9 protein-coding genes are annotated in these 11,198 nt (G+C 74.3%); 5 read left to right on the top strand and 4 right to left on the bottom strand.

Translation table 11 applies throughout. The annotated features are described in order from the left end of the window. Positions 1–61 precede the first annotated feature (61 nt). Positions 62–1,006: an MBL fold metallo-hydrolase gene (locus tag ACWEVN_RS41780; protein ID WP_449687238.1), complete on the bottom strand. Its 945-nt coding sequence runs from the start codon at positions 1,004–1,006 to the stop codon at positions 62–64. Between the two features lie 337 nt (positions 1,007–1,343). Between ACWEVN_RS41780 and ACWEVN_RS41775 the strand changes: the two genes are divergently transcribed. Genes ACWEVN_RS41775 through ACWEVN_RS41760 form a run of 4 tightly spaced genes read left to right on the top strand, consistent with a single transcriptional unit; the run spans position 1,344 to position 5,181 of the window. Next, positions 1,344–1,820 carry a PTS sugar transporter subunit IIB gene (locus ACWEVN_RS41775; RefSeq protein ID WP_452054968.1) on the top strand — a complete coding sequence of 159 codons (477 nt, stop codon included), beginning with the start codon at positions 1,344–1,346 and terminating at the stop codon, positions 1,818–1,820. Between the two features lie 18 nt (positions 1,821–1,838). Next, positions 1,839–3,449 carry a PTS system mannose/fructose/sorbose family transporter subunit IID gene (locus ACWEVN_RS41770; protein ID WP_452054967.1) on the top strand — a complete coding sequence of 537 codons (1,611 nt, stop codon included), beginning with the start codon at positions 1,839–1,841 and terminating at the stop codon, positions 3,447–3,449. 8 nt (positions 3,450–3,457) lie between these two features. Next, complete coding sequence (locus ACWEVN_RS41765) at positions 3,458–3,847, top strand: PTS sugar transporter subunit IIA (protein WP_452054966.1); 390 nt, start codon at positions 3,458–3,460, stop codon at positions 3,845–3,847. Beyond that, complete coding sequence (locus ACWEVN_RS41760; RefSeq protein ID WP_452054965.1) at positions 3,844–5,181, top strand: hypothetical protein; 1,338 nt, start codon at positions 3,844–3,846, stop codon at positions 5,179–5,181. Before ACWEVN_RS41765 ends, ACWEVN_RS41760 begins: the two co-directional genes overlap by 4 nt. Here ACWEVN_RS41760 and ACWEVN_RS41755 read toward each other — a convergent pair. From ACWEVN_RS41755 to ACWEVN_RS41745, 3 genes are all read right to left on the bottom strand, one after another. Next, positions 5,141–5,857, bottom strand: coding sequence for a hypothetical protein (locus ACWEVN_RS41755; RefSeq protein ID WP_452054964.1), 717 nt, complete (start codon positions 5,855–5,857; stop codon positions 5,141–5,143). The genes ACWEVN_RS41760 and ACWEVN_RS41755 overlap by 41 nt on opposite strands. A gap of 55 nt (positions 5,858–5,912) precedes the next feature. Further along, the gene (locus ACWEVN_RS41750; RefSeq protein WP_310975902.1) at positions 5,913–6,683 is read right to left on the bottom strand and encodes a GntR family transcriptional regulator; all 771 of its coding nucleotides are present in this window, start codon (positions 6,681–6,683) and stop codon (positions 5,913–5,915) included. A 472-nt stretch (positions 6,684–7,155) separates the two neighbouring features. Beyond that, complete coding sequence (locus ACWEVN_RS41745) at positions 7,156–10,233, bottom strand: BTAD domain-containing putative transcriptional regulator (RefSeq protein ID WP_452054963.1); 3,078 nt, start codon at positions 10,231–10,233, stop codon at positions 7,156–7,158. An 86-nt stretch (positions 10,234–10,319) separates the two neighbouring features. Here ACWEVN_RS41745 and ACWEVN_RS41740 point away from each other — a divergent pair, with 86 nt between their 5' ends. Next, positions 10,320–10,928 (top strand): thioesterase II family protein, encoded by a 609-nt coding sequence (locus ACWEVN_RS41740; protein WP_310975904.1) that lies wholly within the window; start codon positions 10,320–10,322, stop codon positions 10,926–10,928. The last annotated feature ends 270 nt before the right edge of the window (positions 10,929–11,198 follow it).

Raw genomic sequence — 11,198 nt, 5'->3', positions numbered from 1 at the left:
CCAATGTGGCGTTCGGTGCGTTGGACGCACCCAACGCCACATTGGGGCGCTTGGGTGAGTCCTAGGAGATCCGCCGGACCGGTTCGCTGCCCAGCAGCAGGTCCAGGTCGATCCGCCCGCCGGCGGCGGCCAGGACCGCGTCGATGGCCAGGTCGACGTCGAGCTTTCGGCCGTGCTGGTCGGCGTACGCGCGCATCAGGTTGCCGATGTGCCGCTCCGGGTTGCGCCACGACGGCCACCGCAGCGACGCCTGCTTCGCCAGCTTCGTGAAGTTCGACTGCCGCACCGTCGCTTCCAGCAGCCATTCCAGGTAGACGCGCATCGCGTGGAACGCCGTGTGGGCGGGCGTCGCCACCGGGCCGTGGCCGGGCACCAGGGTGCGCGGGCGGAAGGTGTCCTGGAGCCAGTCGAGCGCGTCGAGCCAGCCGGGGATCGAACCGTGCACCGCCATCGGGGTGTCGCCGATGAACACCAGGTCGCCGGTGAACAGCGTGCTCGAACGCGGCTCGTGCACCACCAGGTCGCCGGCCGTGTGCGCGACCCCCGGCACCGCCACGACGTCGACCACCGCGCCGCCCAGGTCCAGCTCGTGCCAGCCGGTCACCGGCCGGACGGCTTCGGGCTCCGGCGGCTCGAGCACGCCCCAGTGCGTGTAGGTGAAGACGTTGCCGTACGTCTGCGGCCCGGCCTTGACCAGGTCGAGGCTGCCGGGCGCGGCCAGCGCCGTGCCGCCGTCGCGGAGGGCGACACCGAGTCCGTTGTGGTGTTCGCCGTGCGCGTGCGTGATGACGACCGTGAGTTCCTGGTCGCCCGCGTACTTGCGGACGTCGCGCAGCAGTTCCAGGGTCGCCTGTTCGGTGCCGCAGGTGTCGATCAGCGCGACGCCCTCGGTGCCCTGGATCCAGCCGCTGTTCGCGACGAACCACTCGGCCGGGCTCTTCACGTACGCCACCACTCCGGGCCGGGCGTGCCGGAGCGGGACGATGTTCGATCTGACGGCCGGCATGGCTTTCCTCCCCTGAACGGACGATGCGGTTAACGACGGTGACCGGGTGAGGTTGCGCGGTTTCTCCCGGAATGTTTCCGCCGATTTCTGTCGGCTGACCGGTCGAGAATTTTTCGGATTTGCCGTGGTGCGGGGTCTTGACAGTCGATCACAACCGTCCATACTGGTATATACCTTTATGGGAGGGTCCGGGAAAAATCCAGGGGGACTTCGCGCTCGTGGGCCGACGGAAGGTCTGAGGGGTCCTTCCGTCGGCCGCGCGAAGGCCGGTCACCGGCGGTGTTGACACAGATACTGGTACGAACCAGTATGACTCCTGCCGGCCGGGAGGAGAAACATGGCGGGGGCACACGTCCGGATCGACAACCGGCTCATCCACGGTCAGGTCACCCTCGCGTGGACCCGCCGCCTCGGCGTGCGCCGGCTGGTCGTGTGCAACGACGACGTCGCCGCCGACGACCTCCAGCGGATGCTGCTCCCGCAGGCCGCGCGGGGACTGCCCACGGACGTGCTCTCGGTCGAGGCCACGCTGGCCGCCGAACCCGGCGCGGACGTCATGATCATCGCCAAACACCCGGAAGACGTCTTCCGCCTCGTCGACGGCGGCCTGCGGCCCGAAGTCGTCAACGTCGGCAACGCGGCCCCCCGGCCGGGTGACCCCTACACCATGGTCACCCGCTCGGTCGCGGTCACCGCGGACGAGGCCGACGCCTACCGCAAGCTCGCCGCCGGCGGCGTCCCGCTCGTCACGCAGCTGCTGCCGCAGGACAAGCCCGCCGATTTCGTCCCGCTGCTCGACCGGAAAGGGCTCTAGCTCCGCATGCTCGTCGCGTTGGCCCTGACCCTGTGGGCGATCTACTGCACCTACGACGGCCTCGGGCCGTTCCTGATCTACGCCCAGCGCCCGCTGATCGCCGGCTCGGTGGCCGGGCTGATCACCGGGCACCCCCTGCTCGGCCTGCTCATCGGCGCGACGCTGGAGCTGGCCGCCCTCGGCGTCTACACCTACGGCGGCGCCACCATCCCGGACTACCAGACCGGCGCCATCGTCGGCACCGCGCTCGCCGCGGGGGCCGCCGGCGCCCCGGCCGCGCAGGCCGCGATCGGCATCGGCGTCGGGCTGCCCGCGGCGATCCTGCTCGCGGCACTGGACCCGGTCGGCAAGATGGTCACCACCGGGCTGGTGCACCGGGCCGACGGCTACGCCGCCGACGGCAACGCCCGCGGCCTGGCCATGATCCACTGGGTCAGCCTGGTCCCGTGGGTGGCCGTGCGCGCGGTCCCGACGTTCCTCGCCGCGCTCGCCGCGTCCGGCGGGCTGGTCAAGGACATCACCGCGAGCATCCCGGCCGGGTTCGTCCAGGGCATGACGCTGGCCGGTTCGCTGCTGCCGGCGGTCGGCTTCGCGCTGCTGCTCGGCATGATGGAGCTGTCGCGCTACTGGTACCTGCTGCTCATCGGGTTCGTCGGGTTCGCCTACCTGCACCTGCCGGTGCTGGGGATCGCGCTGATCGGCGTCGCGGTCGCGATGCTGTTCGTGACGCTGAAGCGCGACGAACCCGCGCTCGCCGTGCCCGAAGCGGCGCCCGCCGATGAGTCCACAGTGGACCCTCGGCTGACCAAGCAGGACCTGCGCCGGGTGTTCCGCCGGTACTTCTGGTCCAGCCAGATCTCCTGGAACTACGAGCGGATGCAGGCCCTCGGCTTCGCGTACTCGATGGAACCGGTGCTGCGCCGGCTGTACCCGGAGAAGGCCGACTACGTCGCCGGCCTGCAGCGGCACCTGCAGTTCTTCAACACCTCGGTGCTCGTCGGCGGCCCGCTGATCCTCGGCTCCAGCGTCGCGCTCGAAGAAGCCGGCACGCCGAAGTCGGCGGCGAGCACGAAGGTCGCGCTGATGGGGCCGATGGCCGGCATCGGCGACACCGTCGTCTTCGCGCTGTACAACAGCATCGTCTTCACCATGGGCGCGTCGTGGGCGTTGCAGGGCAACTGGCTCGGGCCCGCCTTCGCCGCCTTCATGGTGCTCGTGCCGTACGCGCTGGTGCGGCGCTGGCAGTTCTCCTTCGCCTACCGCGAGGGCAAGCGCCTGGCCGGGCACCTCGCCGCCGGGGCGCTCGCGCGCGTCGCCCAGGGGGCGACCGTGCTCGGGTTCGTCGTCCTCGGCGGGTTCATCCCGTCGATCGTCAAGGTCGTCACCACGCTGACCTACCGGCAGACCACCACGGTCCAGGGGCAGCCGGTGACGCAGTCGGTGGCGATCCAGGACAGGCTCGACGAACTGCTCCCGTTCCTGCTCCCGGTGCTCGTCACGGCCGGGGTGTACCTGCTGACGGTCAAGGCGCGGCTGCGGCCGGTCTGGGTCATCGGCATCGTCGTCGTGGCCGGGGTCGTCCTGGGGTGGCTCGGCTGGTTCGCGCCATCGGCCCCGGCGAAGAGTTAGGAGTCGCCATGCCCGTCCCGATCATCCTCGCCGGCCACGGCCGGCTGCCCTCCGGCGTCGGGGAAGCCGCCGAGATGATCCTCGGCCCGCAGTCGCGGCTGAAGGTCTGCGAGCTGAGCCCGCGCGACAGCCCGGAGGAGTTCGGCGCCCGCGTGCTCACGCTGGCCGGCGACGCCCCCGGCGTGCTGGTGCTCGCCGACCTGCATGGCGGCTCGCCGTTCAACGCCGTCCGCACGCTCGCGGCCGGGCACCCGCGGCTCCAGCTGGTCTCGGGCCTGAACCTGCCGATGCTGCTGGAAGTCCTGCTGCACACGACCGACGACGTCACCGAGCTGGCCGGGGTGGCGCGCGCCGCCGGCCGCGACGGCGTCGTCGACGTCCTGGAATCGACCTGGTGACCGCCGCGCTCCTGCTCGCCGCGCAAGACGTCCGGATCACGCCGGGACCCGGGCACCCGCTCGGCGGCTACCTGGCCCGGGACGGCGTCGCGACCGGCACGCACGACGACCTCGAAGCGTCCTTGATCTGGCTGTCCACCGAGGACGACCCCGGCGTGGTGTGGGTGGCGCTGGACGCCCTCGCCGTCGACGCCGGCCTGACCCGCACCCTGGCCGACGCGGTCGCCGCGGCGGTGGGCATCGACCCGGACCGGGTGCTCGTCTGCGCGTCGCACACGCACTCCGGGCCCGAGGGCTGGACCGGCCCGCTGCACCCCGGCCTGCCCGGGCGGCGCGACGCCGGGCTGGTCGGCGGCATGGCGGAGAAGGTGACCGGCGCGGCGCTGCGGCTGCGCGCCGGCCGCGGCCGGGTCCGCGCCCGCTGGCACGCGGGCACGACCGAAGCCGTCGGCGGCAACCGCTACCGGCCGGACGGACCGCACGACACGTCGTTCGGTGTGCTCGAGCTGCGCCGCGACGACGGCACGCCGGCCGCGCTGCTGTTCGACTACGCCAGCCACCCGACGGTGCTCGGCCCGGACAACCTGGCCTGGTCGGCGGACTGGCCGGGAGCGACCCGCCGCGAGCTGGCCACCCTGGTCGGCCAGCCGGTGGCGGCGTTCCTGCAGGGAGCGGCGGGCGACGCGAGCTCCCGCTTCGTCCGCCGGGGGCGCGACCACGCCGAGGTCCGCACGCTCGGCGGCCACCTGGCGACGTCGATCGCCCGCACACTGGCGACGGTGACGTCCCCGCCGGCGACGGTCGGCCCGGTCCACCTGACCCGCTCGACGCTGCACCTGCCCTACCGCGACATCCCCTCGCTGGAGGTCAGCATCGAGCTGCGCCAGACGGCCGAGGCGGCGTGGCAGCGCGAGCTGGCCCACCACGGCGAGGACCACCCGGCGGTCCGCATCGCCCAGACCCGTTACGAGGGCTGCGCAATGCTGGCGACCATGGCGGCGAGCGGCCGGCCGACGGGGTGCGCGGAGGTGCCGGTGAGCGTGGTGTCGCTGGGCGAGATCGCCTGGCTGCACACACCGTTCGAGCTGTTCGCCTCGCTGGGCCTGCGCATCCGCCGCGGCAGCCCGTTCCGCCACACCCGCGTGATCGGCTACACGGACGGATATCTGGGCTACCTGCCCGACGCGGACGGCCACCGCGACGGGATCTACGAGTCGTACGTGACGCTGTTCAGCCCGGAGGCGGGAGACGAACTGGTGGAGCACTGCCTGAAGGTCCTGCGGGCGCACCGGATCAGCTGCTGCGCCGAAGGGGAACCGCCGACCCCAGGCTGAGCAGCGCGATGGCGAGAATGCCGGTGCCGGCGAGGCCGAAGCCCGCGTCGAGGTGCGGGTTGACCTCGTCGCGCGGCATCGGGCGGACGAAGCGGGCCGGGTCGATGAGCGCCGTCGTCCGGTCGCCGGGGGCGAATTCGGTTGTTGTGCGGAGGTCGCCCGGTAGCGGGGCCGGTTTTCCCGGCACGACGAGCCGGTAGGCGCCGGCCTGCCGGGCCGGGGCCACCTCCGCCGCGACCGGTGTGCCGCGGCCGGTGAGCGTCAGCTCGGTCACCAGCGCCGGTCCGGACAGAGCCAGCAGGAGCAGGCCGAACATGCCGAACGACAGCCGGGCGAAGCCCTCGTCCGGCCGCAGGTCGCCCCACCGGTACGCGACCGCCCACACCGCCGCGGCGATCGCGCCGAAGCCGACGCCCGCGACCAGCGCCGCGTCGGCCTGGCGTTGCTGGTGCGCCGACCAGACGCTGACCACCGCCGCCGTCGCGAGGACCCCGAGCAGCAGCACCGGCCGGTGCAGGTCGTTGCCGTAGGTCACCGCGGGCGGCTCGGGCACCGTACGCGGCTCGGCGAGCGGTCTCGGTTCGGGAGCGCGCGGCGGGCGGGTGGACCTGGTCGCCAGCACCGCGCCGAGAACGGTCGCCACCAGCAGGAGCTGTCGCGTCTTCCGTGTCGCCATCGGGCCCCCCTTGCGCCGTTTCCGCTACCACGCGGGCCGGGCGCCGGGGGTTGCCTCAGGACGCCGGGCTGCGGCGCGCCTGCGTGAACACCGTGTAGCGGTCCGCGCGGTACAGCGACCGGCCGGCTTCGATGACGCCGCCGCTCTGGTCGTGCAGCGTGCCCTCGATGATCAGGCACGGCTGGGTGGCTTCGATGCCGAGCAGGGCCGCGTCGTGGCTGTTGGGCAGGACCGCGGAGATGGCCGTGTCGTTCCACTCCGGGCGGACGCCCCAGCGTTCCTCGATCGTGCGGTGCAGGGACTGGGTTTCCCAGTCGAACAGCTCGATGTCCGGGAACCGGTCGACGCTCAGGTTGGTGCGCTCGACCGCGAACGGCTCGTCTTCGACGTAGCGGAGGCGCTCCAGCCGGAAGACCCGGGCGCCGGGCGGCACGTTCAGCCGTCCCGCGATGCGGGGGCCCGCGCTTTCGACCTCGGCGTGCAGGACTTTCGTCTTCGGGACGACGCCGCGGGCCTGCATGTCCTCGGTGAACGAGGTCAGCATGTCGATGTGCGCGGCCTGCCGCTCGGCGGTGAAGGTCGCGGTGCCGTGCTGGCGGTAGAGGATGCCGTCGGCGACCAGGCGGTTGATCTCCTGCCGGACGGTGCCGCGGGCCACCTGGAAGTGCTCGGCGAGGAACCGTTCGGACGGCATCAGCCGCCCCGGCCCGGCCTCGGTGGCGGCGCTCTCGAGGATTTCCCGCAGCTGGTCGCCCTTCGGCCGCCCCGGCTGCAGCGCGTCCGGCAGACGCAGATCGCTCGCGGCGACGTGTTTCGGACGGGGCATGCCTTCAGTATGTCGCGCCCCGGCCGGGGAGGTAACACCCGGCGAGCCTCGGGGCGCCAGGGCAAAGCGGCGGCAAAGCCGGTTTTCCGCAGGTTGACGCAGGCTCGCTGGGGCTGGGGCTGGGGCTGGGAGCCGGGAGCCGGGAGCCGGGAGCCGGGAGCCGGGGCTGGGGGCCGGGAGCCGGGGGCTGGGGGCCGGGAGCGCGAGAGCTGGGGGCTGGGGGCCGCGGGAACCGGGAACGGGGAGTCGAGGCCGGGAGCTGGAGCCGGGAGCCGGGGGCCGAGGGCCGGGGGCGCGGGGCCGGGGGCCGGGGGCGCGGGGCCGGGGGCTGGGGCCGAGGGCCGGGAGCCGGGAGCCGAGGCCGGGAGCTGGGGCCGGGGGCCGCGAGCCGGGAGCCGGGGAGTCGGGAGCCGGAAGTTGGGAGCCGGGAGTCGAGGCCGGGAGCCGGGAAGCGGGGAAGCCGGGGAGCCGGTCAGCCCGTGGCCCGGTCGCCGAGCCGTGCGAGGAACTCGCCGGCCACGGCTTCCCCCGTCACGTGCCCCACCGCGCGGTACAGCGCCTGGGACTCGCGCGCCGTCCCGCCGGCCAGGATCGAGCGCCCGGCCGCCTCCTGGACCGCCGCCAAGCCCAGCAGGGCCTCCGCCTCCACCACGCGGAACCCGCCCGCGCGGGCCGCGTCCAGGGCCGTCCGGGCGTGCTCGCCCGCCTCGCCCGGCCGTCCGTCGGCCGCCAGGACCCGGGCCAGCGTCGCCGCCGCCTCGGCCAGCTGGCCGCGCAGCCCCGACTCCGCCGTCAGGGACCGCGCCTCGCGCAGCACCCGCTCGGCCGCCGCCAGGTCACCCCGGCTCTCCTCCGCCCGGCCCAGCGCGATCAAGGCCGCCGCTTCCACCTGGCGGTCGCCGTCGCGGCGGACGCACTCCAGGGCCGTGGCCGCCGTGGCCGCCGCGGCCGGGTGGTCGCCGCGGGCGATCTGCAGCGCGCTCACCACGTTCAGCGTCGTGGCCTCACCGAAGCTGGAGCCCAGGTCGCGGAACGCCCCCAGCGCCTGGTCGAGGATTTCGCCCGCGGTGGCCAGCCGCCCGGTCGCCAGGAGGACCGAGCCGAGGTCGGCGAGGTTGGCCGCCTCCCAGAACGCCAGATCCTCCTTGCGGGCCAGCGCGATCGCCTCCACCAGGCAGTCCTCCGCCTGCTCCAGCCGCCCCAGCTGCCGGTAGTGGCAGCTCAGCGAGTTGAGCGCCAGCGCTTCGCCCGACCGGTTGGCCAGCTCGCGGAACAGCTGGATCGCGCGCCGGCTGTGCTCGACGGCCTCCGACAGCCGGCCCGTCCACTCCAGCATCGCGCCGAGGTTCGCCACCGCCGTCGCCTCGCACTGGCGCCACCCGCACGCGCGGCTGGCCAGCACCGCCTTCTCCGAGTGCCGGATGCCCGCTTCGTGCTGGCCCTCGCGGAAGTACGCGCCGCCCATCGACAGGTGCACCAGCGCTTCGGCGGGCTGGGCGCCGTGGTCCTGCGCCGCGCGCAGCACGATCGGGGCCAGCTCGAGCCACTCCGCGCGCCGGCCGTGGTCGTGGAAGAACCGCCGCAACGCGTCGGCGAGGTACCAGGCGCCCGGGTACGGCCCGCGCGCCGCCGCCTGGCGCAGGGCCGCCGAGAGGTTCGGCACCTCGACGTCCAGCCAGGCCACCGCTTCCGCGGCACCCGCGAAGGCGACCGGGCTCGGCGCCGAGGGCGCGTCCTCGCGGGGGAGCGCCACGATCCGCGCGCCGAGCAGCGCGACGGCGGCATCCGCGGCCGCGCAGTAGCCGGTGAACAGCCGCTCCCACGCCTCCTCGCGCGCGGGCTCGTCCTCCTCGGCGCGGACGCACTGCTCGGCGTAGCGGCGGGCGAGGTCGTGGAAGCGGTACCGGCGGGGTGCGTGCGCTTCCAGGAGGTTCGCCGCGATCAGCCCGCGCAGCCGCCGGGTCGCCTCGTCGACCGGCACCTCCAGCAGGGCGGACGCGGCGATCGCGGTGAAGTCGGTGCCCGGCACCAGCGCGAGCAGCCGGAACGCCTGCCGCAGCCCGGGCGCCAGCGCCTGGTAGGACACCGAGAACGCCTTGGCGACGGCGCTTTCGCCGTCGAAGCCGAGGTGGCCCAGCGGGTCGCCGCGCAGCTCGTCGACGAGCTCGCCGATGCTGGCGACGCCGGTGTTCGCCGCCGCGATCCGCAGGGCCAGCGGGTGGTGGCCGCACAGCCGGGCCAGCTCGGCCGCCGCTTCGGGTTCGGCGGCGGTCCGGTCGCCGAGCAGGGCGGTCAGCAGCGCCTGCGAGTCGGCCTCGCGCAGCTGCGCCAGGCCGAGCGACCGCGCGCCGACGCGGGCGACGAGCTCGTCGAGCCGGTGGCGGCTGGTCACCAGCACCCGCCCCGACGACGGCAGCAGCGGCAGTACCTGGGCCGGGTCGCGGGCGTTGTCCAGCACGACCAGGGCCTGCCGGTCGGCCAGCAGCGTCCGGTAGAGCTTGCTCTGGTCGTCGACCCCGGGCGGGACGTCCCGCAGGTCGACGCCGAGGGTCCGCAGCAGCTGCGCGAGCGCGGCGGCCGGGGTGAGCGGCTCGTCTTCGGCGTCGAAGCCGCGCAGGTTCACGTACAGCTGGCCGTCGGGGTAGCGCGCCCGCGCGGTGTGGGCCCAGTGCACGGCCAGCGCGGTCTTGCCGACGCCGGCGGTGCCGGTGATCACCCAGACGTCCCCGGGTTCGTCGAGCGCGGCCAGCTCGGGCGCCCGGCCGGCGAACCCGCGGACGTCCAGCGGCAGCTCGGCGGGCCGCGGAACGGCCGGGGCGGCGGGCGGCGCCGGCTCGCCCTCGCCGCGCAGGATCCGCATCCGCAGGTCCTGCAGGGCCTGACCGGGCTCGATGCCGAGTTCGTCGACCAGCAGCCGGTGCGCCCGCGCGTAGGTTTCCAGGGCTTCCGGGGTCCGGCCGCAGCGGTGCAGCGCGAGCATCAGCGCGGCCCGCAGGCGTTCGCGGAACGGGTGTTCGTCGACGAGCCGCCGCAGTTCCCCGACGACCTCGCCGTGCCGTCCCGCGACGAGCTCCTGTTCGTACAGCTCTTCGAGGGCGACGAGCCGGCGTTCGGCCAGCGCCGGGCCTTCGTATTCGGCGAGCGACTCGCTCACCCCGCCGAGCGGGGTGCCGTCCCACAGCGCGAGCGCGGCCCGCAGGTGCGCGACGGCGTCCGCCCCGGAAGTGGCCCGGGCCTTGGCGACCTCCTCGTCGAAGACGTCGAGGTCCCGATCGCCGGGAGCGACCTCGATGACGTACCCGGGCGCGCGCCGCACGATGACGTCGCGGCCGAGCAGCTTCCGCAGTTCCGAGATGTGCACCTGCAGCCGCCCACGGACACTCGGCGGCGCGTTCTCGCCCCAGGTCAGGTCGATGAGGCGGTCCTCGGTGACGACCCGGTTGGGGTTCAGCAGCAGCGCGGCCAGCACGGACGTCTGTTTCTGGCCGCCGGGGCGGACCGGGCCCGCGTCACCGAGGACGGTGACCGGTCCGAGCAGGCGGTAGCGCACGTGATGCCCCCCGGAAGACGGACCGAAGCGAAACGGAAGTGCTGTGGACGACCCTATCCCCGGGCAGGCTGGAAGGGAGGCCACGGGTGGACCGAGACGACGTCCAGCGTCTGTTGTTCGTCTGCTTCCCGGACGCCGGGGAAGCCGCCGGCCGCTACCGCGCCTGGCGCGATCCACGGATCGCGGTGCAGGTCGTGGAGCTGCCGGGCCGGGGCGAACGCCGGGACGAGCACCCCTACCGCGACATGTGGCTGGTGGTCGAGGCACTGGCCGGGGAACTGGCCGGGGCGCTCGAGACCCCGCACGTGCTGTTCGGTGCGGGGCTCGGCGCCCTGGTCGCCTACCGGCTGGCCCAGCGCCGGGTGGCCGCGGGACTGGGGGTCCCGCGGGCACTCGTCGTGGCCCACCAGGCACCCCCATCCCGGGCGGCGCGCGCGGTACCGGAACAGGCGGGCCGCGCGGACGTCAGCCTGCTGGCGAGTGACGCGCACCTCCCGGTGGCCCCACCGCTGCCGTGCCCGATCAGGGGATTCGGCGAGCCGCACGTGATGACGGGATGGGGCGAGCACACGAGCGCGGGCTTCGTGCTGACGCCGGCGCGGGCGCAGGACAGTGCCGCGATTCTGCGTGATGCGGTGTTGCGGTCGACGCAGTTGATCTCGGCGATGGCGGTGCAGGCGCCGAAGCTGGCTTAGGGGGCGTTGGCTGGGGGCGCGCGGGTTGGGGGCGGATGCGGGCCGGCGGCCGGAGGCGTAAGCCGGCCACGGCGTTACCGCGCGCGGACCGGCGGTCGAGGGCATAAGCCGGGTTGGGGGCGCTGCGAACCGGCGGCCGGGAGCGCGAGCCGGCCACGGCATCGCCACGCGCGGACCGGCGGCCGGCAACGCAAGCCGGCCAGCGACGTCACCAGACCTCCCCCGCCCCTCATCCCAGCCATCCCTTCAGTCGGCGACCGGGTGTGTCAA

It is taken from the genome of Amycolatopsis sp. NPDC003861 (assembly GCF_053605405.1).
The sequence above is the reverse complement of the archived record's forward strand: the minus strand, read 5'-3'. Positions and strand labels throughout refer to the sequence as shown.